The organism is Pseudomonas sp. SORT22 (genome assembly GCF_018417635.1).
Taxonomy (GTDB): Bacteria; Pseudomonadota; Gammaproteobacteria; order Pseudomonadales; family Pseudomonadaceae; genus Aquipseudomonas.
The window spans coordinates 3,941,529-3,967,875 of sequence record NZ_CP071007.1; the positions used below are offsets into that span (position 1 = coordinate 3,941,529).

Annotated in this window: 18 protein-coding genes, 2 tRNA genes and 3 rRNA genes; 10 read left to right on the forward strand and 13 right to left on the reverse strand. The window is 60.4% G+C overall.

Going from position 1 to position 26,347, the window contains the following annotated elements:
• Positions 1–37: 37 nt before the first annotated feature.
• Positions 38–652 carry a response regulator transcription factor gene (locus JYG36_RS18030; RefSeq protein WP_093385032.1) on the reverse strand — a complete coding sequence of 205 codons (615 nt, stop codon included), beginning with the start codon at positions 650–652 and terminating at the stop codon, positions 38–40.
• Position 653: 1 nt separating this feature from the next.
• Positions 654–2,453 (reverse strand): PAS domain-containing sensor histidine kinase, encoded by a 1,800-nt coding sequence (locus tag JYG36_RS18035; RefSeq protein WP_283817137.1) that lies wholly within the window; start codon positions 2,451–2,453, stop codon positions 654–656.
• 193 nt (positions 2,454–2,646) lie between these two features.
• Here JYG36_RS18035 and JYG36_RS18040 point away from each other — a divergent pair, with 193 nt between their 5' ends.
• The 3 genes from JYG36_RS18040 (at position 2,647) to JYG36_RS18050 (ending at position 7,258) form a co-directional block, all read left to right on the forward strand.
• On the forward strand, positions 2,647–4,269 hold the full coding sequence (locus tag JYG36_RS18040) for an acyl-CoA synthetase (protein WP_045201348.1): 1,623 nt from the start codon (positions 2,647–2,649) through the stop codon (positions 4,267–4,269).
• Positions 4,270–4,293: 24 nt separating this feature from the next.
• On the forward strand, positions 4,294–6,063 hold the full coding sequence (locus JYG36_RS18045) for an acyl-CoA dehydrogenase C-terminal domain-containing protein (RefSeq protein WP_213601926.1): 1,770 nt from the start codon (positions 4,294–4,296) through the stop codon (positions 6,061–6,063).
• 190 nt (positions 6,064–6,253) lie between these two features.
• Entirely contained in the window at positions 6,254–7,258 is a 1,005-nt protein-coding gene (locus JYG36_RS18050) for a FecR family protein (RefSeq protein WP_045201346.1), read from the forward strand.
• A gap of 26 nt (positions 7,259–7,284) precedes the next feature.
• Here JYG36_RS18050 and JYG36_RS18055 read toward each other — a convergent pair whose 3' ends face one another.
• Entirely contained in the window at positions 7,285–8,604 is a 1,320-nt protein-coding gene (locus JYG36_RS18055) for a Na+/H+ antiporter family protein (protein WP_045201345.1), read from the reverse strand.
• A gap of 269 nt (positions 8,605–8,873) precedes the next feature.
• On the opposite strand from JYG36_RS18055, the gene JYG36_RS18060 reads away from it, so the two are divergent.
• The 3 genes from JYG36_RS18060 (at position 8,874) to JYG36_RS18070 (ending at position 12,960) form a co-directional block, all read left to right on the forward strand.
• Positions 8,874–11,021: a methyl-accepting chemotaxis protein gene (locus JYG36_RS18060; protein ID WP_213601928.1), complete on the forward strand. Its 2,148-nt coding sequence runs from the start codon at positions 8,874–8,876 to the stop codon at positions 11,019–11,021.
• A gap of 104 nt (positions 11,022–11,125) precedes the next feature.
• The gene (locus JYG36_RS18065) at positions 11,126–12,112 is read left to right on the forward strand and encodes an ABC transporter substrate-binding protein (protein ID WP_093385051.1); all 987 of its coding nucleotides are present in this window, start codon (positions 11,126–11,128) and stop codon (positions 12,110–12,112) included.
• On the forward strand, positions 12,109–12,960 hold the full coding sequence (locus JYG36_RS18070) for an ABC transporter permease (protein WP_093385054.1): 852 nt from the start codon (positions 12,109–12,111) through the stop codon (positions 12,958–12,960). The genes JYG36_RS18065 and JYG36_RS18070 overlap by 4 nt, the downstream gene beginning before the upstream one ends.
• Positions 12,961–12,965: 5 nt before the next feature.
• On the opposite strand, the gene JYG36_RS18075 is transcribed toward JYG36_RS18070, so the two are convergent.
• The 4 genes from JYG36_RS18075 to JYG36_RS18090 are packed head-to-tail and all read right to left on the reverse strand — an operon-like array spanning position 12,966 to position 15,572.
• On the reverse strand, positions 12,966–14,285 hold the full coding sequence (locus JYG36_RS18075) for a sensor histidine kinase (RefSeq protein ID WP_213601931.1): 1,320 nt from the start codon (positions 14,283–14,285) through the stop codon (positions 12,966–12,968).
• A complete protein-coding gene (locus JYG36_RS18080) occupies positions 14,282–14,950 on the reverse strand; it encodes a response regulator transcription factor (protein ID WP_045201340.1) in 669 nt (222 codons plus the stop codon). Before JYG36_RS18080 ends, JYG36_RS18075 begins: the two co-directional genes overlap by 4 nt.
• The gene (locus JYG36_RS18085) at positions 14,950–15,264 is read right to left on the reverse strand and encodes a PepSY domain-containing protein (protein WP_213601933.1); all 315 of its coding nucleotides are present in this window, start codon (positions 15,262–15,264) and stop codon (positions 14,950–14,952) included. The genes JYG36_RS18080 and JYG36_RS18085 overlap by 1 nt, the downstream gene beginning before the upstream one ends.
• Entirely contained in the window at positions 15,264–15,572 is a 309-nt protein-coding gene (locus tag JYG36_RS18090) for a PepSY domain-containing protein (protein ID WP_213601935.1), read from the reverse strand. Before JYG36_RS18090 ends, JYG36_RS18085 begins: the two co-directional genes overlap by 1 nt.
• Before the next feature lie 159 nt (positions 15,573–15,731).
• On the opposite strand from JYG36_RS18090, the gene JYG36_RS18095 reads away from it, so the two are divergent.
• Positions 15,732–16,814: a patatin-like phospholipase domain-containing protein gene (locus JYG36_RS18095; RefSeq protein WP_213601937.1), complete on the forward strand. Its 1,083-nt coding sequence runs from the start codon at positions 15,732–15,734 to the stop codon at positions 16,812–16,814.
• A 49-nt stretch (positions 16,815–16,863) separates the two neighbouring features.
• Entirely contained in the window at positions 16,864–17,220 is a 357-nt protein-coding gene (gene queD / locus JYG36_RS18100; protein WP_010226613.1) for a 6-carboxytetrahydropterin synthase QueD, read from the forward strand.
• A gap of 124 nt (positions 17,221–17,344) precedes the next feature.
• On the opposite strand, the gene rrf is transcribed toward queD, so the two are convergent.
• From rrf to JYG36_RS18125, 5 genes are all read right to left on the reverse strand, one after another.
• Positions 17,345–17,460, reverse strand: a 5S ribosomal RNA gene (rrf, locus tag JYG36_RS18105).
• A 135-nt stretch (positions 17,461–17,595) separates the two neighbouring features.
• Positions 17,596–20,485, reverse strand: a 23S ribosomal RNA gene (locus JYG36_RS18110).
• Between the two features lie 214 nt (positions 20,486–20,699).
• Positions 20,700–20,775 (reverse strand) — tRNA-Ala (locus JYG36_RS18115).
• A 29-nt stretch (positions 20,776–20,804) separates the two neighbouring features.
• Positions 20,805–20,881 (reverse strand) — tRNA-Ile (locus tag JYG36_RS18120).
• A gap of 66 nt (positions 20,882–20,947) precedes the next feature.
• A 16S ribosomal RNA gene (locus JYG36_RS18125) occupies positions 20,948–22,484 on the reverse strand.
• The 16S, 23S and 5S rRNA genes sit together here with 2 tRNA genes alongside, the layout of an rRNA operon.
• Positions 22,485–23,080: 596 nt before the next feature.
• Here JYG36_RS18125 and rhtA point away from each other — a divergent pair.
• Positions 23,081–23,968 carry a threonine/homoserine exporter RhtA gene (rhtA, locus tag JYG36_RS18130; RefSeq protein WP_045202035.1) on the forward strand — a complete coding sequence of 296 codons (888 nt, stop codon included), beginning with the start codon at positions 23,081–23,083 and terminating at the stop codon, positions 23,966–23,968.
• A 185-nt stretch (positions 23,969–24,153) separates the two neighbouring features.
• The gene (locus tag JYG36_RS18135; protein WP_045202036.1) at positions 24,154–24,435 is read left to right on the forward strand and encodes a hypothetical protein; all 282 of its coding nucleotides are present in this window, start codon (positions 24,154–24,156) and stop codon (positions 24,433–24,435) included.
• Positions 24,436–24,494: 59 nt separating this feature from the next.
• Here the strand turns inward: JYG36_RS18135 and JYG36_RS18140 are convergent, their stop codons facing one another.
• Positions 24,495–26,306 carry an aminopeptidase P family protein gene (locus tag JYG36_RS18140; RefSeq protein ID WP_213601939.1) on the reverse strand — a complete coding sequence of 604 codons (1,812 nt, stop codon included), beginning with the start codon at positions 26,304–26,306 and terminating at the stop codon, positions 24,495–24,497.
• Positions 26,307–26,347: the final 41 nt, after the last annotated feature.

The window sequence follows — 26,347 nt, forward strand, 5'->3', positions numbered from 1 at the left end:
CTCGCTCCTGTAAGAGCAGGCAGGACCTGCGATGAACTCAACGCAAACTCAACGGCTGCACCAGCCCACAAGCAATCGCCATGCCCACCAGCGCCGGCAAATGCTCGGCCTGCATGCGCTTCATGACCCGCGAGCGATAGAGGTCGACGGTCTTCACGCTGACCTGCAACTGCTCGGCAATTTCCCGATTGGTAAAACCCCGCACCAACGGCAGGAACACATCGCGCTCACGGGGCGTGAGGCTGTCGATGCGCGCCTGCACCGCTTCCAGCGGCCCGGCATGACGCGCCTGGCCAAGGGCGGCCTGAACGCTGTCGAGCAGTAGCTGGTCGTTGTAGGGTTTCTCGATGAAATCGCAGGCCCCGGCCTTGAAGGCGCGCACCACGATCGGCACATCGGCATGGCCGCTGACGAAGATTACCGGCAAATCGATTCCGCGGGCGCGCAGCGCTTCCTGCACGCTCAAACCGCCCATGCCCGGCATGCGCACATCCAGCAGCACGCACGCCGGCCGATGGCTGTCGCAAGCGTCAAGAAAGGCCTGGCCACTGGTGAACGGCAGCGCCTGCAAGCCCACCGACTCGAGCAACCACAGGGTCGAATCGAGCATGCCCTGGTCATCGTCGACCACATACACCCGCGGTTCCTGCATATCACTCCCCACTGTTGGCCACCGGCGCCAGCCGGCAGCACAAGATCAATCCGCCCGCCTCACCAGGCTGGGCCTGCAAGGTGCCACCAAAACCTTCGATGATACTGCGGCTCATGCTCAAGCCCAGCCCCAGGCCGTCCGCCTTGCTGGTGTTGAACGGCGTGAAGATACCGTCCAGGCGCTCGGCCGCCACCCCCGGGCCCTGGTCGCTGACGCGGATCGCCAGCCAACCGGCCTCAAGCTTGGCGCTGAGCAGGATACCCGAGGCCCGGCCGTTGTGCTGTTCGCGATTGGCATCGATGGCGTTGCGCAACAGGTTGAGCAGTACCTGTTCGAGCAGCACCCGGTCGGCGTACACCGCGGGCAGCCCGGCGACCACGCGCTGCTCGATGCTCACCTGGTCGCGGCTGGCTTCCCAGTCGCACAGGCGCACCGCTTCGGCCACGACATCGGCAATCGCCAGGGCCTGCAAGCGCCGCGGTTCCTTGCGCAGGAAGGCGCGCAAGCGCTTGATCACCTCGGCGGCATGGGTCGCCTGTTCGTTGATGCGCTGCAAGCCCTGGGCGACCCGTTGCGCCGCCTGTGGGTCGCGCTCAACAGCTTGCAGGTAGCGCAGGCTGGCGCTGGCGTAATTGACCACCGCCGCCAGCGGCTGGTTGATTTCATGGGCGATCCCCGAGGCCAGTTCACCGAGGGTGATCAACCGGGCGCTGTGGGCCAGTTCGTCCTGATGGCGGCGCTGCTGGTTTTCGCGCAGTTCCCGCTCGGTCATGTCGCGGGCCACCAGCGAGTAGTAGCGCTCGCCACCGGCAGCGCGATGGGCCAGCAGCACCAGCGATACCGGGAACGCCGCGCCGCCCTGATGCGGCACCAGCCGCGCCTCGGCCTGCCACACGCCCTGCTGCTCGGCGCGCTGCCAGCCTTCGCTGTGCAGGCGTTGCTGCAGCGCTGGGTCGAGCAAGGCCTGCAAGCCGGGCAGCGGCTCGACCTCCTGCAGCCCCAGGGCCCGGCGCGCCGAACGGTTGAGGTAGCTGAGGCGGCCGTCGCGGTCGCTGAACAGCACCAGGTCAGTGTTGGCTTCGACCACCTCGGCCAGGCGCCGGCGGTTTTCCTGGGCCTCGATGCGCACGCTGATGTCGCGCGAGACGCTGACAATTTCCACCACCGCGCCAGTGTAGGTTTCGCGGATGGCGCGGCTGGCGATCTCGAACCACAGGTAACGGCCATCACGGTGGCGCACTCGCCAGGTCATGGTCTGGTAGCCGTCCTGCTCCAGCGCCTGGGACGCCTGCAACAGCGCTTGCCGGCGATCCTGCGGGTGAAACAGCGACTGCACCGGCACCCCGCGCAGCTCCTCTGGCCAGTAACCGAGCAGGCGCAAGGCGGCAGGCGAAGCATCGATAAAGCGGCCATCGGGCGTGTGCCGGGAAATCAGGTCGGTGGTGTTCTCGGTGATCAACCGGTACAGGCGCCGGGCCTGGCTGGCGTCGCGCTCGCCCTGGCGCTCCGGGGTGGCGTCGCGGCAACGCGCCAGCACTTGCTGGCCGGCGTCATCGGGGATGAAGGTCCAGAGCAGAATCTGCCCGGCCACCTGCGCCTCGACCTCGCTGATCGCCCGCCCCTGCTCCAGGCAAGCGCGTACCAGGGCCCGGTAGTTGCTCGGTAGCCAGCGCTCGACGTCACGCTCGGGGCCCATCAAGGCCTGCAAGGCTGGATTGCTGGTCAGCAGACGAGCCTCGGCATCCAGCAACAGGCTCGGTTGCGGGTCCTTGGCCAGCAGCAGGGAAAACGACGTATCCAAAAACGGTGCCTCTGGGCTTTTATAGTATTTATACCATATTGCTATAGTCTATCTTCCAGTTACCATAGCCATTCGCGTAAAACTTGCGACAGCGGAAGGGCCTGCCCTTCACGACACCTGAACAGAGCTAACAATCAGCCATCGGGGGTTTCAGTTCGCCAATGGGCGGCTGCCTCCTGCACAGGACGACCTCATGTCGATTTTCTCCCAGGGCCTGGCGCCCGCCCCTGTCAATCATGTTGCCTTGAGCCCCTTGAGTTTCATCGAGCGTACCGCCGCCGTCTATGGCCAGTACCCGGCAGTGATTCATGGCGCGATCCGCCGTAACTGGCAACAGACCTATGAACGTTCGCGCCGCCTGGCCAGCGCCCTGGCCGGGCGCGGTATCGGCCAGGGCGATACGGTGGCGGTGATGCTGCCGAACATTCCGGCCATGCTTGAAGCGCACTTTGGCGTGCCGATGATCGGCGCCGTGCTCAACGCCCTCAACGTGCGCCTGGATGCCGAAGCGATTGCCTTCATGCTCGAGCATGGCGAAGCCAAGGTGCTGATCACTGATCGCGAATTTCACAAGGTCATCGAAGCGGCCCTGGCGCTGATGAAATACCCGCCGCTGGTGATCGATGTCGATGACCCGGAATACGGCGAAGGCCAGGCGGTCAGCGACCTCGACTACGAGGCGTTTCTGGCTGAAGGCGACCCCGAGTTCGCCTGGCACTGGCCCGAGGACGAATGGCAGGCGATCTCGCTGAACTACACCTCCGGTACCACCGGCAATCCCAAGGGCGTGGTCTACCACCACCGAGGCGCTTACCTCAATGCCTTGGGCAACCAGATGACCTGGGCCATGGGCAACCATCCGGTGTACCTGTGGACGTTGCCGATGTTCCACTGCAACGGCTGGTGCTACCCCTGGACCGTCACCGCCCTGGCCGGCACTCATGTGTTCCTGCGCCGGGTCGACCCGCAGAAGATTCTTACCCTGATCCGCGAGCACCAGGTCAGCCACCTGTGCGGCGCGCCGATCGTGCTCAATGCGCTGATCAACATGCCCGAGTCGGCCAAGGCAGCGATCGATCACCCGGTCAATGCCATGGTTGCCGGTGCGGCGCCACCGGCCAAGGTCATTGGTGCGGTGGAAGAAATGGGCATCAAAGTCACCCACGTCTATGGCCTGACCGAAGTCTATGGCCCGGTGACCGTCTGCGCCTGGCACGCCGAGTGGGATGAGCAACCGCTGGCTGAACGGGCGCGGATCAAATCGCGCCAGGGCGTGCGTTACCCGACCCTCGAAGGCCTGATGGTCGCCGACCCGCAAACCCTGGAGCCGGTGCAACGCGACGGCAACACCCTGGGCGAGATCTTCATGCGTGGCAACACGGTAATGAAGGGCTACCTGAAAAACCCCGAAGCCACCAGCGAGGCCTTCCGGGGTGGCTGGTTCCACACCGGCGACCTGGCCGTTTGGCATGCCGACGGTTACGTCGAGATCAAGGACCGGCTCAAGGACATCATCATTTCCGGTGGCGAGAACATCTCTACCATTGAAGTCGAAGACACCCTGTACAAACACCCGGCAGTCCTCGAAGCCGCCGTGGTCGCCCGCCCGGATGAAAAGTGGGGTGAAACCCCTTGCGCCTACATCACCCTCAAGGCCGGCTGCGAGGCCACCCGCGAAGCCGAGATCATCGCCTTTTGCCGCGAGCACCTGGCCGGCTTCAAGCTACCGAAAACCGTGGTATTCAGCGAGTTGCCGAAGACCTCCACCGGCAAGATCCAGAAGTACCTGTTGCGCGACTGGGCCAAGGCGCTCTGACCCCCTTTGACAGCGAGAACTGCCATGCCTGAATTCAATGCTCCCCTGCGCGACATGCGCTTTGTCCTTCATGAAGTGTTCCATGGCCCGGCGCTGTGGGCGCGCCTGCCGACCCTGGCCGAGCGGGTCGATGCCGACACCGCCGATGCCATCCTCGAAGAGGCGGCAAAAATCACCAGCCAGCTGATTGCCCCGCTCAACCGCAGCGGCGATGAACAGGGCGTGGCCTTCGAGGCCGGTGGCGTGCGCACCCCGGACGGCTTTCGCCAGGCCTGGCAAACCTACCGCGACGGTGGCTGGGTGGGCCTGGCCGGTAATCCTGAGTTTGGCGGCCTGGGCATGCCGAAGATGCTCGCGGTGCAGTTCGAAGAAATGCTCTATGCCGCCAACTGCAGCTTCAGCCTGTACTCGGCCCTGAGCGCTGGCTGCTGCCTGGCGATCGACGCCCACGCCAGTGAAGCACTCAAGGCCAGTTACCTGCCGGCGCTGTACAGCGGCCAATGGGCCGGCACCATGTGCCTGACCGAGCCCCATGCCGGCACTGACCTGGGGATCATTCGCAGCAAGGCCGAGCCCCAGGCCGATGGCAGCTACAAGGTCAGCGGCACCAAAATTTTCATCACCGGCGGCGACCAGGACCTGACCGAGAACATCATCCACCTGGTGCTGGCCAAGCTGCCGGATGCGCCGGCCGGGCCCAAGGGCATCTCGCTGTTCCTGGTGCCCAAGCGCCTGGTCAATGCCGACGGCAGCCTGGGCGCCAGCAACGCGGTGAGCTGCGGTTCGCTCGAGCACAAAATGGGCATCAAGGCCTCGGCCACCTGCGTGATGAACTTCGACGGCGCCAGCGGCTACCTGATCGGTGAACCCAATCGCGGCCTGGCGGCGATGTTCACGATGATGAATTACGAGCGCCTGTCGATTGGCATCCAGGGCATTGGCTGCGCCGAGGCCTCGTACCAGAACGCCGCCCGCTATGCCTGTGAGCGCCTGCAAAGCCGCGCGGCCAGCGGCGCCCAGAACAAGCAGCAGATTGCCGACCCGATCATCGTCCACCCGGATGTGCGGCGCATGTTGCTGACCATGCGCGCCCTCACCGAAGGCGGGCGCGCCTTCGCCACCTATGTCGGCCAGCAACTGGATATCGCCAAGTACGCCGAAGACGCCGATGAACGCAACGCGGCGCAACGCCAGGTGGCCTTGCTGACGCCGGTGGCCAAGGCCTTTTTCACCGACAACGGCCTGGAAAGCTGCGTGCTCGGCCAGCAGGTGTTCGGCGGCCACGGCTACATTCGCGAATGGGGCCAGGAGCAACTGGTGCGGGATGTGCGCATCGCGCAGATCTACGAAGGCACCAACGGTATCCAGGCCCTGGACCTGCTCGGGCGCAAGGTGGTGGCCGATGGCGGCCAGGCGCTGGCGGCCTTTGCCGCGCAGATTCGCCAGTTCAGCGAAAGCGAACCGCCGTTTCGTCAACCATTGCTCGAGGCCCTGGCCCGGCTTGAAAACATCAGCCAGTGGCTGTGCGAGCAAGCGCGCCACGACCCGAATGCCATCGGCGCGGCCTCTGTGGAGTACCTGCAGCTGTTCGGCTACGTTGCCTACGCCTACATGTGGTCACGCATGGCTGCGGTCGCCCGCGATGCGCTGGTTCAGGACCCTGCCTTCTACGGTGCCAAGTTGGCCAGCGCCGGGTTCTTTTTCGAACGCCTGCTGCCACGCACCCTGTCGCTGCACGCGAGCATTCGCGCCGGCAGTGCTTCATTGTTCGAGCTGGATGCCGCGCAGTTCTGAAAACAACCTGCGCCGCTGCTCAGTGGCGCAGGCCTACCTTTCGTCTGTGATTTTGTAGGTAATCATTGTCAGATCCGCGGTTTTACGGGGTTTTGACGGTAAAAAATCTTACAACTGATAGTCATTCGCCATTATCTCGGTTCTCGCCCGCCTACCCTGCAAGGTAGAATGGACAAAACCGGGAGTTTCAATGAACCACACCAGTCTCAGCGACGCCGAACACGATGCCATCACCGATGCCGCCGCACAGTGGTGCCTGCGCCTGCAAGCTGAAGACTGTACCGCCGCCGAGCGACGCGCGTTCGAGCAATGGCTGAAAGCCCACCCGCTGCACCTGCAGGAATATCAGGCGATGGTCGAGATCTGGCAAACCGCCGATCACTTGCCACGCAGTTTCCCGGACAACGTCGTAGCGCTGCCTCGACCGCAGCGCAGCCAATGGCAACGGTTGGCCAGCGCCGCAGCCATCGCCCTGGTCGCCCTGCCAGCCGGCGCCTGGATCGGTTGGGAACAAGGCTGGCTGCCCAATAGCTACCAGTCCCTGGAGACCGGCGAGCGGGTCAATCGCGTAGTGCTCAGTGATGGCAGTGAAGTCGAACTCAACCTCAATACCGAACTGCGCTTCACCAACTACAAGGATGAGCGCCGGGTAACCCTGGTCAGGGGCGAGGCGTTCTTCAAGGTCCGTCACGACAGCCAGCACCCGTTCGTGGTGCACGCGGCCAATGGCTGGACGCGGGTCACCGGCACCCAGTTCAACGTGTGGAAGTATGATGACCAGGTCAAAGTCACCCTGGTCGAAGGCTCGGTGCTGGTCAGCAGTGACGGCAACGCCAGCGACAGCAGCTATCGTCTTGGCCCGGGCATGCAGGCCAGCTACAAGGCCGGCGACTATGAGCCACGTCTGGACCAGACCGCCAACCAGGACAACAGCCTGGCCTGGCGTACGGGCAAGCTGATCCTCGACAACCAGAGCCTGGCCCAGGCCCTGCCGATGATCAACCGCTACCTGGAAAAACCGCTGCTGCTGGCCGATACCGGTACCGGCAGCATCCGCATCAGCGGCATCTACAACACCAGCGAGATCAAGCGCCTGGTCAGCACCCTGCCCAAGGTGCTGCCGGTGTACCTGACCCAGAACAAGAACGGCAACATGGTGCTCAACCGCATCTCGCCGCCGCCCGCCAAAGGCTGAGCCTTGCGCTCAGCCCTCGCCCTGCCCTAGAGCATCATCGCCGCCAGCCAACCGAATGCCAGCAACGGCAGGTTGTAGTGGATGAAAGTCGGTACAACCGTGTCCCAGATATGATGATGCTGGCCGTCGACGTTCAGGCCCGAGGTCGGCCCCAGGGTCGAGTCCGAGGCAGGTGATCCGGCATCGCCCAAGGCACCGGCGGTACCGACGATGCACACGGTGGCCACAGGATCAAAGCCCAGCTGCACGCACAGCGGCACGAAGATCGCTGCCAGGATCGGCACGGTGGAGAACGACGAGCCGATGCCCATGGTCACCAGCAGGCCCACCAGCAGCATCAGCAGTGCGCCGACGCCCTTGCTGTGGTTGATCCAGGACGCCGAGGTCTCGACCAGGGTCTTGACCTCACCGGTGGCCTTCATCACCTCGGCAAAGCCCGAAGCGGCGATCATGATGAAGCCGATCATGGCCATCATCTTCATGCCTTCGGTAAACAGGTCGTCGGTGTCTTTCCAGCGCACGATGCCCGACACCGAGAAGATCAGAAAGCCGGCCATGGCACCGATAATCATCGAGTCCAGCCACAGCTGGATGATGAACGCCGCCGCAATGGCAACGCCCGCTACCAGCAGGGTCAGCGGGTTGTAGCTGACTGCCACCTGCTCGACCTGTTCGATTTTCTCCAGGTTGTACACGCGCTTTTTGCGATAGCTGATGAACACCGCCACCAGCAAGCCGAAGAGCATGCCCGCAGCCGGGATGGCCATGGCATGGGTAACGTTGACGCCGCTGACATCCACACCGCTGCGGCTGACGTTGGCCAGAAGGATTTCATTGAGGAAGATATTGCCGAAACCCACTGGCAGGAACATGTACGGGGTGATCAGGCCGAAGGTCATCACACAGGCCACCAGGCGCCGGTCGATCTGCAGCTTGGTCAGCACGTACAGCAGCGGCGGCACCAGCAACGGAATGAAGGCAATGTGGATGGGCAGGATGTTCTGCGAGGAAATCGCCACCACCAGCAGCAGGCCGATCAGTAACCACTTGACCTTGCCGCCTTCGCCATGGCCTTGGCGATCGACCATGGCCAGGGCGCGGTCGGCCAGGGCGTGGGCCATGCCCGACTTGGCGATGGCCACGGCGAAGGCGCCGAGCAAGGCGTACGACAACGCCACCGTAGCACCGCCACCCAGCCCGCCATTGAACGCCTTGAGCGTGCCTTCGATGCCCAGGCCACCCACCAGGCCACCGGCCAGGGCGCCGATGATCAGGGCAATCACCACATGCACACGGGACAGGCTCAATATCAGCATGATGCCGACCGCGGCAATTACTGCATTCATTCTGTAACCTCTAGAAACCAGACAAAAAGCGACCGATCCGGCGACAGACTGCCCGCGAGCAGTGGCCGAACGACAGGTATTTTTATGGGAGGGCGCACACTTTGAAGCAGCCCCCCGCACTTGTCAAAAAAAGGCCTTGGCGACCTGCGACAACGTGTCGCTTGAATAGACGAAAACGACGCATTTCAATTGAACGTTTGAATAAAGAAAACGGCATCGCGGCCGACATAGTCGGCAGCCTCAATCTTTCAGGATCAAAGGACTTCGCCATGTCGTTCAGACAACTTTCCATTCAGTGGAAGATCACCCTGCTGGCCGGCCTGTGCCTGGCCGGCATCGTCACCCTGCTGGTGGGACTCTCGCTGTATCGCATGGAGCACAGCACGCAACTGGTCAAGGCCAGCAGCATGCAGATGCTCACCGAAGCGGCCCAGGGGCGCATTGAATCCCAGGGTGAAGTCCAGGCACTGAACATCCGTCGCCAGTTCATGGACGCCTACCAGTACGGCGCCGGCTTCTCGCGCCAGGTGCTGTTTTTGCGCGAGCAGGCCGAAAAACGCTTCCTCGATGCCTTCGACCTGCGCGAAGACATGACCCGCCAGGTGCGCGCGGCCCTGCAGGCCAACCCCGAGCTGCTCGGCCTGTCGCTGGTGTTCGAGCCCAACGCGCTGGACAACAAGGACGCGTTGTTCGTCGACCAGAAAGACCTGGGCAGCAACGAGAAAGGCCGCTTCGCCCTGTACTGGTCGCAACCGACCCCGGGCCAGCTGACCTCGATGGCGCTGCCCGAACGCGACATGAATGACACCAGCATCGGCCCCAGCGGCGAGCCGGCCAACACCTGGTCGGTATGCCCGCGCACCACCGGCAAGGTCTGTGTGATCGAGCCCTACTTCTATGAGATCAACGGCCAGCAGGTGCTGATGACCAGCATCGTGTTCCCGCTGAAGGCGGCCGACAAAGTCATCGCCACCCTGTCCATCGACATCAATCTCAACAGCCTGCAGGCCATGAGCCAACAGGCCAGCCGCAACCTCTACCAGGGCCAGACCCAGGTCGGCATCCTCAGCCCCGTGGGCCTGCTGGCCGGCTACAGCCCGGACGCCAGCAAGCTGGCCCAGCGCATTGACCAGGTCGACAGCGAAAAAGGCGCCGAACTGATCCGCCTGCTCGGCGACAGCACGCCGCTGCACAGCATCCACCATAACCAGCGCCTGAAAGTGCTGGCCTCGTTTGCGCCAATACCTGGCGGCAAGCCCTGGGGCGTGCTGCTCGACGTGCCGGAAAGCGCCCTGACCGGCCCGGCCGAAGCCCTCAAGCAAGAGCTCGACCAGCGCAACACCAGCGGCACCCTGATGGAATTGGGCCTGGGCCTGCTGGCGGCCATCGTCGGCCTGCTGCTGATCTGGTTGATGGCGCGCACCGTGACCCGGCCGATCCTTGGCGTGGCGGCGATGCTCAAGGACATCGCCAGCGGCGAAGGCGACCTGACCCGGCGCCTGACTTACGACAAGCGCGACGAACTGGGCGAACTGGCCGGCTGGTTCAACCGTTTTCTCGACAAGCTGCAACCGACCATTGCCGAGGTCAAGCGCTCGGTCCAGGCCGCCCGCGATACCGCCGACCAGTCTTCGGCCATCGCCACCCAGACCAGCGCCGGCATGGAGCAGCAGTATCGCCAGGTCGACCAGGTGGCCACCGCTTCCCATGAGATGAGCGCCACCGCCCAGGACGTCGCCCGCAGCGCTGCGCAAGCCGCCCAGGCCGCCCGCGACGCCGACCAGGCGACCCGCCAGGGCCTGGCGGTGATCGACCGTACCACCAGCAGCATCGACACCCTGGCTGCCGACATGAGCACCGCCATGAGCCAGGTCGAGGGCCTGGCCGAGAACAGCGAGAAGATCGGTTCGGTGCTGGAAGTAATCCGCTCGATTGCCGAGCAGACCAACCTGCTGGCCCTCAACGCCGCCATCGAGGCCGCGCGTGCCGGTGAAGCCGGCCGTGGTTTTGCCGTGGTTGCCGACGAGGTGCGCAACCTGGCGCGCCGGACCCAGGAGTCGGTAGAAGAAACCCGCCAGGTCATCGAACAGCTGCAAGCCGGTACCCGCGACGTGGTCGGCGCCATGGACAGCAGCCATCGCCAGGCCCAGGGCAGCGTCGAACAGGTCGGCCAGGCAGTCACCGCCCTGCAGCAGATCGGCAATGCGGTCACGGTGATCAGCGACATGAACCTGCAGATCGCCAGCGCCGCCGAAGAACAGAGCGCGGTGGCCGAAGAAATCAACAGCAACGTGGCGACCATTCGTGATGTCACCGAATCGCTGTCGGAACAGGCCAACGAATCGGCGCGGGTCAGCCAGTCGCTCAACAGCCTGGCCAACCAGCAGCAGGGGCTGATGGATCAGTTCCGGGTGTAACAACTTCACGGGGCAAGCCTGCTCCTATTCATCTGTAGGAGCAGGCTTGCCTCGCGATCGGTCTACTACACTTGCCGGACTCCCTACCCTGCGAGCGAGGCACAATGAAGCCGATCACCACCTTGCTGGCCAGCGCCTTCCTGGCGCTGGGCCTGGTCACCTCAAGCGACGCCGCCGATAAATCCACGCCCATTCGTTTTGGCGACATCACCTGGGAAAGCGGCAGCCTCACCACCGAAATCCTGCGGCTGATTGTCGAAAAAGGCTACGGCTACCCCACCGATACCCTGCCCGGCAGCACCGTGAGCATGGAAGTGGCGCTGGCGCGCAACGACATCCAGGTCATCGGTGAGGAATGGGCCGGCCGCAGCCCGGCCTGGATCAAGGCCGAGCAGGCCGGCCAGGTGTTCAGCATCGGCGATACGGTGAAGAACGCCGATGAGGGCTGGTATGTGCCGGCCTACGTGATCAAGGATCTGGCGCCAAAGCTGCGCTCGGTGGCCGACCTCAAACAGTACAAGGCCGTGTTCAAGGACCCTGAGTCCCCCGACAAGGGCCGCTTCCTCAACAGCCCCAGCGGCTGGACCTCCGAGACCGTCAACAGCCAGAAGCTCAAGGCCTACGGGCTGGACCAGGACTACGTGAACTTTCGCAGTGGCTCGGGCGCGGCGCTCGATGCTGAAATCACCTCGGCGATCCGCCGCGGCAAGCCTGTGTTGTTCTACTACTGGAGCCCTACCCCGCTGATGGGCCGCTACGAACTGGTGCGCCTGGAAGAACCCGCTTTCGATGCCCAGGCCTGGAAGACCCTGACCGATGCCAGCAACCCCAACCCACAAGGCACGCGCTCACTGCCGGCGAAATTGTCGATTGGTGTTTCGGCGCCATTCAAAAAGGACTATCCCGAACTGGTCGAGTTCTTCGCCAAGGTCGACCTGCCCATCGATACCCTGAACAAGACCCTGGCGCAGATGAGCGAAAAGCGCGAGTCACCCAAGGATGCCGCGCTCAGGTTCATGCGCGATTACCCTGGTATCTGGAAAGCCTGGCTACCCGCCGAAGTGGCGAGCAAGGTCGAGGCAGGCCTGTGAGTGGAGGTTTTCCCGAAGCGCTGCACTACTCCTTTGCCGATGCCGTTAACCGTTTTGTCGATTGGTTGGTGCTGGCTTACGGCGACCAGCTGCGCAACGTTTCCGATGGCTTGCTGCAGGTGCTGGTTGGCCTCGAGAACCTGCTGCGCCTGGCGCCCTGGTGGCTGTTGCTGGTGATTGTCGCGCTGATGACCTGGCACGCCAGCCGCAGCATCACCCGCGCCCTGGTGCTCAGCGGCCTGTTGTTTCTGATCGGCGTGGTCGGCCTGTGGGACAAGCTCCTGCAGACCTGCGCACTGGTGCTGGTGAGCACCGGCCTGTGCGTATTGATCGGCGTCCCGCTCGGCATCCTCCTGGCCAGCCGACCGTTAGCGCGCAAGCTGCTGATGCCGGTGCTCGATGTCATGCAAACGCTGCCCAGCTTCGTCTACCTGATCCCGGTGCTGATGCTGTTCGGCCTGGGCAAGGTACCGGCGATCTTCGCCACCTTGATCTACGCCCTGCCGCCGTTGATCCGCCTGACCGAACTGGGCCTGAGCCAGATCGACCCGAGCCTGACCCAGGCGGCCCACGGCCTGGGCGCCAGTCGCTGGCAGCGGCTGCGGCGGGTGCAACTGCCGCTGGCGCTGCCGAGCATCATGGCCGGGCTCAACCAGTCGGTGATGATGGCGCTGTCGATGGTGGTGGTCGCCTCGATGATTGGCGCGCGCGGCTTGGGCGAGGATGTGCTGGCAGGAATTCAGACGCTCAATGTCGGCAAGGGTGTGGAGGCCGGGTTGGCGATTGTGGCGCTGGCGATGGTGATTGACCGGATCAGTCAGGCGTATGGGCAACCGCGGCGGGGCTAGCGATGCTATCTGACCCTGCGCGGCAGCTCGATACTCACCCGCAAGCCACCCAGCGGGCTCTCAAGCAGACGCATCTGCCCTCCCCAGGCTTCGACGATATCGCGCACGATGCCCAGGCCCAGGCCATGGCCGTCAACCTGCTCGTCAAGCCGGGTTCCACGCTCAAGCACTTGTTCACGAGCCGTCTGCGGAATGCCGGGGCCGTCATCATCGATCCACAGGCAATAGCGTTGCGGCTGTTCTTCGATGCTCAACTGCACCTCGCTGTCGGCCCATTTGCAGGCGTTGTCCAGCAGGTTGCCCAGCAGTTCGAGCAGGTCTTCGCGGTCCCAGGGCAGGAGCAAACCGGGCGGCACCTGCTTGCTCAACTCCAGGCCTTCGCCATGGATCATGCCCAGGGTCGACAGCAGCCCGGGCAGCTCGGCATCGCAATCAAACTGCGCGCCCGGCAACGCATCGCCAGCCAGCCGCGCGCGATTGAGCTCACGGCTCAGGCGCTGCTGGATCTGCTCGAGCTGGTCGCGCAACTGGGCACGGACTTGCGGCAGGTCTTTGAGGCGTTCGCTGGAGGCCAGGCTGAGCAGCACCGCCAACGGTGTCTTCAGCGCATGCCCGAGGTTGCCCAGGGCATTGCGTGAACGACGCAGGCTGTCTTCGGTGTGGGCCAGCAAGTGGTTGATCTGTGCGACCAGGGGCTCAAGCTCGGTAGGCACCTGGGTATCGAGCTGCGAACGCTGGCCTTGCTGCAGTTGGGCGATCTGTTCGCGGGCGCGCTCCAGCGGCCGCAATGAGCGGGTCACGGTGATGCGTTGCAGTACCAGGATCAATAACAGTGCGACCAGGCCCAGCCCCAGGCCGATCTGCTGCATGCGCCTGAAGCCATCGCGCACCGGGGTATAGTCCTGGGCGACGCTGATGGAAATCGCCTGGCCCAGGCGCCGGTAATCGGCCCGCAGCACCAGCAGTTGCTGGCCTTCCGGCCCCAGCTCCAGGCCGGCGTGCAGCCCCGGGGTTTGCGGCGCCGGCATGTCCATGTCCCACAACGAACGCGAGCGCCAGTTGCCGCCGTCAAAATCGATGCGAAAGTAATAGCCGGAAAACGGCCGCTTATAGGCCGAGGAAATCCGCCGTTCATCCAGTTCAAGGCCGGTCTGGCCGCGTACCAGGGCCACCAGCAGGTTTTCGCTCTCCTTGCGCAGACCGGTCTCCAGGTAGCGCTGCAGGCCAGCCTCGAACAGCCACAGGCTGATCTGCGCCAGGGCCAGCCCGACCAGCACCAATACCGCAATCAGGCCAAGGCTCAGGCGTGCCTGAATCGACTTCACTCGCAGCTCCCGGCATAGCGATAACCCTGGCCACGGCGGGTTTCGATCACGCTACGGCCGAGCTTGCGGCGCAGGTGATTGACGTGCACTTCGAGAACGTTGGAATCGCGCTCGGTCTCACCGTCGTAGAGGTGTTCGGCGAGGTGGCTTTTCGACAGGATCTGTTGCGGGTGCAACATGAAGTAGCGCAACAGGCGAAACTCGGCAGCGGTGAGCTGGATGTCGACGCCGGCGCGGGTGACGCACTGGCGGCCTTCGTCCAGCTGCAGGCCGGCGGCTTCAAGGGTCGGCTGGTTGGCCAGGCCGCGGGCACGGCGTAGCAGCGACTGGATGCGCAGCTGCAGCTCTTCTGGATGAAACGGCTTGCTCAGGTAATCATCGGCACCGGCCTTGAGCCCCTCGATACGCTCGGCCCACGAGCCGCGCGCGGTGAGGATCAGCACCGGTGTCACCAGCCCCGATGCCCGCCACTGGGCCAGCACCTCAAGCCCCGGCAAGCCAGGCAAGCCGAGGTCGAGAATAATCAGGTCATAGGGTTCGCTGCTGCCCTGGTAGACCGCATCCCTGCCGTCGGCCAGCCAGTCGAGCGCATAGCCCTGGCGTTGCAGGCTCTGGGTCAGTTCATCCGCCAGCGGCACGTTGTCCTCGACCAGTAACAGGCGCATCAGTCATCTTCCTCGTCTTTGAGCAGCGCTCCATTGGTAGCGTCGAGCTTGATCTCGCGTACCACGCCTTCAGGGGTCAGCAATTCGACCTCGTACTCATACCTGTCGTGTTTCTCTTCCAGCTCCGCTTCCAGCAGTTTCGCCCCGGGGTAACGCCCCAGGGCGGACTGCAGCAGTTGCTCAAGCGGCAGGATCACGCCCTGCTGACGCAATTGCAGGGCTTCATCCTGATCGAGGTCGCGGGCCGAAGCCAGCGAGCAGAGGGCCAACAGCGCGATGAGAAGTATCTGTGCTGTTCGCGATCGAACGATCATTAGTTATCCCGGGCATCCTTGAGAATTTCACCGGTCTTGGCATCCATGTCGACATCCCACTCGACATTCTGAGCGTCACGCAGTTCGACCTTGTAGATGTAGCGGCCGTACTCGTCTTCCAGCTCAGAATCGGTGACGGTTGCGCCTAGGTGCTTGGCTACTGCGGCGGCCTTGAGTTCGTCCAGAGACTTGATGGTCTTGGCGTTGACCAGTTTTACGACCTCGTCAGGCTGTACATCTTTAGCCATTGCAACGTTGGCGCTCAGGGCAAGGGCAGCAGTGGCGAACAGGGCAGTCAAAGTTTTCATGGTGTCTCTCCGTTGAGATCAAAAATGTTTCTACGGGGCCTAGAGTACCCAACCGAACTTAATTGAAGCTGAAAACAACTGGCGACATGATAGCGCAGCCCTGCCCCACTTCCGGAGCGCTGTTCTTTATAATTACCGGCTCAAGACAGCGAGGCCCGTATGAGTGCAATCCATATCAAGTACCCGGCGCTGACGCTCAAGGCCGGCAATCGCGCCTTGCAGCGCATCCGCGAGCGTGGATTACAGGCTGCCGATGTGGGTGTGCTGCCGGGTGCAGCTGGGGGGCCCAAGGCCCTCGGCATACAAGGCCTGGACCTGGCGTTGTTCGGCCATTGGTTGCCCAGCGCACCTCGTGAGCGGGCGTTGATCGGCGCATCCATCGGCTCCTGGCGCTTTGCCAGCGCCTGCTTGCCCAACCCCGCCCAGGCCCTGCAGCGCCTGGGCCAGCTGTACACCGAACAGGACTTTGCCAAGGGCGTGACCCAGGCCGAAGTCAGCCGCAGCTGCGAGCGCATGCTCGATGAACTGCTCGAAAACCGCGACGCACAGATACTCGCAAGCCCGGGCTACCGCCTGAACATCATGGTGGTCAAAAGCCATGGCCTGCTTGCTGACGATCACCGCGGGCGCCTGGGCATGGGCCTGTCATCGGTCATCGCTGACAACCTGATTGGCCGTGCACGCCTGTCGCGGCACTTCGAGCGAATCATCTTGCACGACGCCCGCAGCGCTCCGCCATTGCAGCCAATGACGGACTTCCCCTCGCGCTGCCTGCCACTGGATGTTGCCAATTTGCGCCATGGCCTGCTGGCCTCGGGGTCGATCCCGATGGTCATGCAAGGCGTACGCGATATTCCGGGTGTCGGTCAGGGGACCTATCGAGATGGTGGCTTGCTGGACTATCACCTTGACCTGCCTTTTGCCGGCGATGACCTGGTGCTCTATCCGCACTTCACCGACAAGGTCATCCCCGGCTGGTTCGACAAGGCCCTGCCGTGGCGCCGTGGGGATACCCAGCGCTTGCGCAATGTGCTGCTGCTTGCGCCTTCGCCGCAGTACCTGGCCAGCCTGCCCTACGGCAAGCTGCCGGATCGTAGCGACTTCAAGCGCTTCATGGGCGATGCGGGCAGCCGTCAGCGTTATTGGCACAAGGCAATGGCTGAAAGCCAGCGACTGGGCGACGAGCTGCTCGAACTGATAGAAACCGGCAAGCTGCACGCGCATCTGCAACCACTGAAGTGACCATGCTGGTAAACTGGCAGCCAGCATTGGTTTACAGAGTCAAGATATCGTGGAAATTTTCAAAGAGTTTACGTTCGAATCGGCCCACCGCCTGCCCCACGTGCCTGAAGGGCACAAGTGCGGTCGCCTGCATGGCCATTCGTTCAAGGTTGCCCTGCACCTGACCGGCCCGCTCGATCCACATACCGGCTGGATCCGCGACTTCTCCGAGATCAAGGCGATCTTCAAGCCGCTGTACGAACAACTGGACCATAACTACCTGAACGACATTCCTGGCCTGGAGAATCCGACCAGCGAAGTGATCGCCAAGTGGATCTGGGACCAGGTCAAGCCGCTGCTGCCAGAGCTGTCCAAGGTGCGCATTCACGAGACCTGCACCAGTGGTTGCGAGTACTACGGCGACTGAGTCGGCGAAGGAAGCGAACAAACCACCCTGCGGGGTGGTTTTTTTTGGCTGGCATTTTATCCAGCTGGGCGCTGAAAAGACAAAACCCCTACCTGCATATGCAGATAGGGGTTTCGGAATTTAATCTTGACGATGACCTACTCTCACATGGGGAAACCCCACACTACCATCGGCGATGCATCGTTTCACTGCTGAGTTCGGGATGGGATCAGGTGGTTCCAATGCTCTATGGTCGTCAAGAAATTCTGTTGCCAGAAGGTCTTGTTCAGACACTCCAGCGAATCGGGTATGTGATGTTTGTGAGTTACAAATCTTCGGCTGTGCAGTCTTCACAACACCGCAATCTGGCTTTCGCTCAAATTGCTTGGGTGTTATATGGTCAAGCCTCACGGGCAATTAGTATTGGTTAGCTCAACGCCTCACAGCGCTTACACACCCAACCTATCAACGTCGTAGTCTTCGACGGCCCTTCAGGGAGCTCAAGGCTCCAGTGAGATCTCATCTTGAGGCAAGTTTCCCGCTTAGATGCTTTCAGCGGTTATCTCTTCCGAACATAGCTACCCGGCAATGCCACTGGCGTGACAACCGGAACACCAGAGGTTCGTCCACTCCGGTCCTCTCGTACTAGGAGCAGCCCCTCTCAAATCTCAAACGTCCACGGCAGATAGGGACCGAACTGTCTCACGACGTTCTAAACCCAGCTCGCGTACCACTTTAAATGGCGAACAGCCATACCCTTGGGACCGGCTTCAGCCCCAGGATGTGATGAGCCGACATCGAGGTGCCAAACACCGCCGTCGATATGAACTCTTGGGCGGTATCAGCCTGTTATCCCCGGAGTACCTTTTATCCGTTGAGCGATGGCCCTTCCATACAGAACCACCGGATCACTAAGACCTACTTTCGTACCTGCTCGACGTGTCTGTCTCGCAGTCAAGCGCGCTTTTGCCTTTATACTCTACGACCGATTTCCGACCGGTCTGAGCGCACCTTCGTACTCCTCCGTTACTCTTTAGGAGGAGACCGCCCCAGTCAAACTACCCACCATACACTGTCCTCGATCCGGATAACGGACCTGAGTTAGAACCTCAAAGTTGCCAGGGTGGTATTTCAAGGATGGCTCCACGCGAACTGGCGTCCACGCTTCAAAGCCTCCCACCTATCCTACACAAGCAAATTCAAAGTCCAGTGCAAAGCTATAGTAAAGGTTCACGGGGTCTTTCCGTCTAGCCGCGGATACACTGCATCTTCACAGCGATTTCAATTTCACTGAGTCTCGGGTGGAGACAGCGCCGCCATCGTTACGCCATTCGTGCAGGTCGGAACTTACCCGACAAGGAATTTCGCTACCTTAGGACCGTTATAGTTACGGCCGCCGTTTACCGGGGCTTCGATCAAGAGCTTCGCGTTAGCTAACCCCATCAATTAACCTTCCGGCACCGGGCAGGCGTCACACCCTATACGTCCACTTTCGTGTTTGCAGAGTGCTGTGTTTTTAATAAACAGTCGCAGCGGCCTGGTATCTTCGACCGGCATGGGCTTACGGAGCAAGTCCTTCACCCTCACCGGCGCACCTTCTCCCGAAGTTACGGTGCCATTTTGCCTAGTTCCTTCACCCGAGTTCTCTCAAGCGCCTTGGTATTCTCTACCCAACCACCTGTGTCGGTTTGGGGTACGGTTCCTGGTTATCTGAAGCTTAGAAGCTTTTCTTGGAAGCATGGCATCAACCACTTCGTCGCCTAAAGGCAACTCGTCATCAGCTCTCGGCCTTAAGATCCCGGATTTACCTAAGATCTCAGCCTACCACCTTAAACTTGGACAACCAACGCCAAGCTGGCCTAGCCTTCTCCGTCCCTCCATCGCAATAACCAGAAGTACAGGAATATTAACCTGTTTTCCATCGACTACGCTTTTCAGCCTCGCCTTAGGGACCGACTAACCCTGCGTCGATTAACGTTGCGCAGGAAACCTTGGTCTTTCGGCGTGGGAGTTTTTCACTCCCATTGTCGTTACTCATGTCAGCATTCGCACTTCTGATACCTCCAGCAAGCTTCTCAACTCACCTTCACAGGCTTACAGAACGCTCCTCTACCGCATCACCTAAGTGATACCCGTAGCTTCGGTGTATGGTTTGAGCCCCGTTACATCTTCCGCGCAGGCCGACTCGACTAGTGAGCTATTACGCTTTCTTTAAAGGGTGGCTGCTTCTAAGCCAACCTCCTAGCTGTCTAAGCCTTCCCACATCGTTTCCCACTTAACCATAACTTTGGGACCTTAGCTGACGGTCTGGGTTGTTTCCCTTTTCACGACGGACGTTAGCACCCGCCGTGTGTCTCCCATGCTCGGCACTTGTAGGTATTCGGAGTTTGCATCGGTTTGGTAAGTCGGGATGACCCCCTAGCCGAAACAGTGCTCTACCCCCTACAGTGATACATGAGGCGCTACCTAAATAGCTTTCGAGGAGAACCAGCTATCTCCGAGCTTGATTAGCCTTTCACTCCGATCCACAGGTCATCCGCTAACTTTTCAACGGTAGTCGGTTCGGTCCTCCAGTCAGTGTTACCTAACCTTCAACCTGCCCATGGATAGATCGCCCGGTTTCGGGTCTATACCCAGCGACTAAACGCCCTATTAAGACTCGCTTTCGCTACGCCTCCCCTATTCGGTTAAGCTCGCCACTGAATATAAGTCGCTGACCCATTATACAAAAGGTACGCAGTCACCTAACAAGTAGGCTCCCACTGCTTGTACGCATACGGTTTCAGGATCTATTTCACTCCCCTCTCCGGGGTTCTTTTCGCCTTTCCCTCACGGTACTGGTTCACTATCGGTCAGTCAGTAGTATTTAGCCTTGGAGGATGGTCCCCCCATATTCAGACAAAGTTTCTCGTGCTCCGTCCTACTCGATTTCATGACTAAGAGATTTTCGCGTACAGGGCTATCACCCACTATGGCCGCACTTTCCAGAGCGTTCCGCTAATCTCAAAGCCACTTAAGGGCTAGTCCCCGTTCGCTCGCCACTACTAAGGGAATCTCGGTTGATTTCTTTTCCTCAGGGTACTTAGATGTTTCAGTTCCCCTGGTTCGCCTCTTGCACCTATGTATTCAGTACAAGATACTCAGCTTATGCTGAGTGGGTTCCCCCATTCAGAGATCTCCGGATCAAAGTCTGTTTGCCGACTCCCCGAAGCTTATCGCAGGCTACCACGTCTTTCATCGCCTCTGACTGCCAAGGCATCCACCGTATGCGCTTCTTCACTTGACCATATAACCCCAAGCAATCTGGTTATACTGTGAAGACAACATTCGCCGAAAACTTGTAATTACTCACAAATTTTACCTTAGCCTGAACACACACCAGTGAAAGTGCTGTCCAGTCTATCTTTCTATCACATACCCAAATTTTTAAAGAACGATTCTGAAAAAGTTCAGAAATCAATATTCGATACGAATATTCATTTCTAAGCTTTGACGTAAGGTGGTGGAGCCAAGCGGGATCGAACCGCTGACCTCCTGCGTGCAAGGCAGGCGCTCTCCCAGCTGAGCTATGGCCCCGTATTGCTACAGGCTGCACCACATGTAATTGGTGGGTCTGGGCAGATTCGAACTGCCGACCTCACCCTTATCAGGGGTGCGCTCTAACCAACTGAGCTACAGACCCAATCGTCTTCTTCAATGAATCAAGCAATTCGTGTGGGAGCTCATAAGACAGCTGATGTCTGTCGATTAAGGAGGTGATCCAGCCGCAGGTTCCCCTACGGCTACCTTGTTACGACTTCACCCCAGTCATGAATCACACCGTGGTAACCGTCCTCCCGAAGGTTAGACTAGCTACTTCTGGTGCAACCCACTCCCATGGTGTGACGGGCGGTGTGTACAAGGCCCGGGAACGTATTCACCGCGACATTCTGATTCGCGATTACTAGCGATTCCGACTTCACGCAGTCGAGTTGCAGACTGCGATCCGGACTACGATCGGTTTTGTGAGATTAGCTCCACCTCGCGGCTTGGCAACCCTCTGTACCGACCATTGTAGCACGTGTGTAGCCCAGGCCGTAAGGGCCATGATGACTTGACGTCATCCCCACCTTCCTCCGGTTTGTCACCGGCAGTCTCCTTAGAGTGCCCACCATAACGTGCTGGTAACTAAGGACAAGGGTTGCGCTCGTTACGGGACTTAACCCAACATCTCACGACACGAGCTGACGACAGCCATGCAGCACCTGTGTCAGAGTTCCCGAAGGCACCAATCCATCTCTGGAAAGTTCTCTGCATGTCAAGGCCTGGTAAGGTTCTTCGCGTTGCTTCGAATTAAACCACATGCTCCACCGCTTGTGCGGGCCCCCGTCAATTCATTTGAGTTTTAACCTTGCGGCCGTACTCCCCAGGCGGTCAACTTAATGCGTTAGCTGCGCCACTAAAATCTCAAGGATTCCAACGGCTAGTTGACATCGTTTACGGCGTGGACTACCAGGGTATCTAATCCTGTTTGCTCCCCACGCTTTCGCACCTCAGTGTCAGTATGAGCCCAGGTGGTCGCCTTCGCCACTGGTGTTCCTTCCTATATCTACGCATTTCACCGCTACACAGGAAATTCCACCACCCTCTGCCCTACTCTAGCTTGCCAGTTTTGGATGCAGTTCCCAGGTTGAGCCCGGGGATTTCACATCCAACTTAACAAACCACCTACGCGCGCTTTACGCCCAGTAATTCCGATTAACGCTTGCACCCTCTGTATTACCGCGGCTGCTGGCACAGAGTTAGCCGGTGCTTATTCTGTCGGTAACGTCAAAATACTCACGTATTAGGTAAGTACCCTTCCTCCCAACTTAAAGTGCTTTACAATCCGAAGACCTTCTTCACACACGCGGCATGGCTGGATCAGGCTTTCGCCCATTGTCCAATATTCCCCACTGCTGCCTCCCGTAGGAGTCTGGACCGTGTCTCAGTTCCAGTGTGACTGATCATCCTCTCAGACCAGTTACGGATCGTCGCCTTGGTGAGCCATTACCTCACCAACTAGCTAATCCGACCTAGGCTCATCTGATAGCGCAAGGCCCGAAGGTCCCCTGCTTTCTCCCGTAGGACGTATGCGGTATTAGCGTTCCTTTCGAAACGTTGTCCCCCACTACCAGGCAGATTCCTAGGTATTACTCACCCGTCCGCCGCTGAATCGAAGAGCAAGCTCTTCTCATCCGCTCGACTTGCATGTGTTAGGCCTGCCGCCAGCGTTCAATCTGAGCCATGATCAAACTCTTCAGTTCAATACTGCTTGGGTTTTGAGAAAACCCTAAACTTGGCTCAGCAATCTCAAATGACTTACTTTCAAATCTTTCGATTTTCGTGTAGCCACTTGTGATGCTGATAATCTTTTTGACTATCAGTCTGAGCTCACAAGCACCCACACGAATTGCTTGATTCAGTTGTTAAAGAGCGGTTGGTTAAGAGCTTTCGTCTCAACCGAGGCGCGCATTCTACGCTTTCCTCAGAGCCTGTCAAGCGTTTATTTTGAAGTTTTTCGTTTCACTTCAAACACTTGACTCGCTGCGATCTCTCGTAGCGGGAGGCGAATTCTACAGCGTTTCAAACCGCTGTCAACCGCCTTTTTTCACCGCTGCCGATCTTTCGATCGAAGCACCTCCGGATTACCCTGGAACCGCTAACTCTTTGAAATTCAAGGAGTTTTCAGTTCCGACTGCGCCGGAAGTGGGGCGAATTATAGAGAGATTAAATCGGACGTCAAGGGTTAATTCAGAAAACCCCGAACAAAAGAATAATGAGCAGTATATTGCTCATTTTTGGGCCTTTGCGCATCATAGTCTGCCCGCGCTAGTACCTATATAAGGAATGCCCTCCCGCAATGAATAGCCAACCCCGCAGCCTGGCCGCCACTCTCTTCCCTATTGGCTTGCTGCTGATCGCCATGGCCTCGATCCAGTCCGGGGCCTCGCTGGCCAAGAGCATGTTCCCGGTAGTGGGCGCACAAGGCACCACCACCCTGCGCCTGATCTTTGCCAGCATCATCATGTTGTTGCTGCTGCGCCCCTGGCGCGCCAGGCTCAGTGCCAGCACCCTGCGCACCGTGATCATCTACGGTATGGCCCTGGGCGGGATGAATTTCCTCTTCTATATGTCGCTGCGCACCGTGCCACTGGGCATTGCCGTCGCCTTGGAGTTTACCGGCCCGCTAGCCGTCGCCCTGTACGCGTCGCGACGGGTCGTGGATTTTCTCTGGATCGGCCTGGCGGTAATTGGTTTGCTGCTGTTGATTCCGATCGGCCAGACCAGCGCCGGCATCGACCTGGTTGGCGCAGGCTACGCACTGGGCGCCGGCGTGTGCTGGGCGCTGTACATTCTATATGGGCAAAAGGCCGGTGCCGAGAACGGCATCCAGACCGCCGCCCTGGGCGTGATGATTGCCGCGCTGTTCGTCGCCCCCATCGGCATAGCCCATGCCGGTAGCGCGCTGCTCACCCCATCACTGCTGCCTATCGCCCTGGGCGTTGCGATACTCTCCACGGCCCTGCCCTACAGCCTGGAAATGGTCGCCCTGACACGCATGCCCGCCCGGACCTTCGGCACCTTGATGAGTATCGAACCCGCGTTCGGCGCACTATCAGGCTTGCTGTTCCTGGGCGAAGTGCTGACCGTAGCGCAATGGCTGGCTATTGCCGCAATCATTACCGCCTCAGTTGGCGCCACCCTGTCACTGCGCAAGGAACGCCCGGCGCTGGTTGCCGCTGACTGATTTGAGAAATATTTGCATTTAAATAGACGCTGGTCATTGTGCCGGACTTCCACCATCTTTAAGCTGTCATATAACGTCAACCTTAAAGATATCTAATTGACAAGACAGGGACGCGAAGAGGCATCAGGGACGAAGCACGGGAAATTAGACACGGGCGGTAGACCCGGTACGCATTAAGGACAGGAATGAAACGAATTTTGCTCATCCTAGCCATTTTGGCCATCGCGGGGTGTGCGGCGACGGCGAGCACCGAAGTCAAACGAGGCAAGAAAGGCCTGCACATCAACTGCTCTGGCCTGTCTTCATCTTGGGACAAATGCTACGCCAAGGCCGAAGCCTCCTGCGGCAGCAAAGGCTATAAAGTCATTGCCCGTTCAGGTGACGGCGATGCCGAGCCCGGTGACTATCCTTTTGGCCTCAACCCTGCTGGCTACACCAGCCGCAGCATGATCGTCATCTGCAAGTAAGCTGATCAAAAAACAAGGGCAGCCCACAGGCCGCCCTTGCTGTCACTGCCGTCTAGATATCAGATCGATTCCGTACGAACCTGCAACCAACGCAACGCAGGCCCCTCCAACAATGGCGAAAGGCGCTTGCGTACCTCTGCGTGATAGCCATTGAGCCAGTCACGCTCCTCACTACTCAATCGCTCCGTCAGCAGGCAGCGGGTATCGATCGGACACAGCGTCAGGGTTTCAAACTCGAGAAAGTCGCCAAACGCGCTTTTGCCCGCCTCACGGTTGAACACCAGGTTCTCGATACGCACGCCCCACTCGCCGGGACGATAGGTACCGGGCTCGATCGAGGTGATCATTCCCGCCTGCATGGCGGTCTGTGGCGCGGCGGCGGCCTGATAGGCAATCACCTGCGGCCCTTCGTGCACATTCATGAAGTAGCCGACACCATGCCCTGTGCCATGACCGTAGTCGACCTGCTCCGCCCAGATGGGCGCACGGGCTATGGCATCGAGCAGTGGCGACAGGATGCCGCGAGGGAAACGCGCGCGGGACAATGCAATGACACCTTTGAGTACCCGGGTGCAGTCCTGTTTTTGTTCAACAGAGGGGTTGCCTATCGGCACCATCCGGGTGATGTCGGTAGTCCCGCCCAGGTACTGTCCGCCGGAATCGATCAGCAACAGACCATCGCCTTCAATGCGCGCGTGGGATTCGTCGGTTGCCCGGTAATGCGGCATGGCGCCATTGGCATTGAAGGCGGCGATGGTCGAGAAGCTCAGCGAGACGAACCCCGGGCGACGTGCACGCGAAGCACTGAGCTGTTCATCCACGCTTAGCTCGGTGATCGGCTCGCCGCGCCCCTGGGCCGCCTCGAACCAGGCGAAGAATTCGCACAGCGCCGCGCCATCTTGCTCCATGGCCTTGCGGATATGTGCAAGGTCGGCTGCGCTTTTCTGCGACTTGGCCAGCGTGGTCGGGTTCAACCCTTCTACCAGGCGAACGCCATTGGCGGCATTGGCCAACAGGCCACTGGTAACTCGCGCCGGGTCGATCAGCAGGCTGGCGCCAGCGGGAATCGCGGCCAGTGCCGAGGCAACCTCGGCATAGTCGCGCAAACTGATGCCGTCGACTTCCAGCACATGACGCAAATGTTCGTCGACCTTGTTCAGGGCGACGAACAGGGTGGCCTGACCTTGGCTGATCAAGGCAAAGGAGACGAACACCGGATTGTAGGAAACGTCACTGCCGCGCAGGTTGAACAGCCAGGCGATGTCGTCCAGAGTGGCGATGAAGTGCCAGTCGGCGCCACGCTCGCCCATGGCCTGACGCAGGTTGGCCAGTTTTTCGGCACGACTGACCGTGGCTTCGGGCGGCAGGTGCTGGTACACCGGGTTTTCCGGCAGCGCCGGGCGGTCAGCCCAGATTTGCCCGAGCAGATCCCTATCACTTAACAAACGCACGTTGCGCGCCTTGAGCCGCTCGCCCAGCTGGCGTGCAGATGCCAGGGCCATGACCGCGCCGTCGACCGCAACCACGCCGCCTTCAGGGGCCTGCTCGGCCAGCCAGTCCAGCGGACCGGGCTTGCCTGGCAGCAACTTCACCAGTTCGATGGTAGTGCCCGCCAGTTCCTTTTCTGCCTGTTCCCAATAGCGGCTGTCCGCCCACAGGCCGGCGAAGTCGGCGCTGACGATCAAGGTGCCGACCGAGCCATGGAACCCGGACAACCATTGCCTGGCCTGCCAATAACCGGGCAGGTATTCGGAAAGGTGCGGGTCGGCCGAAGGCACCAACAGGGCATCGACGCCTTCGCGCTGCATCACTTCACGAATACGTTCCAGGCGCGTATTCACCGCTTCCTGCGTTGAAGACTGAGTGTTCATGCTGACTCCTGCTACCACGGCATCCATTGTTATAGGCGCTG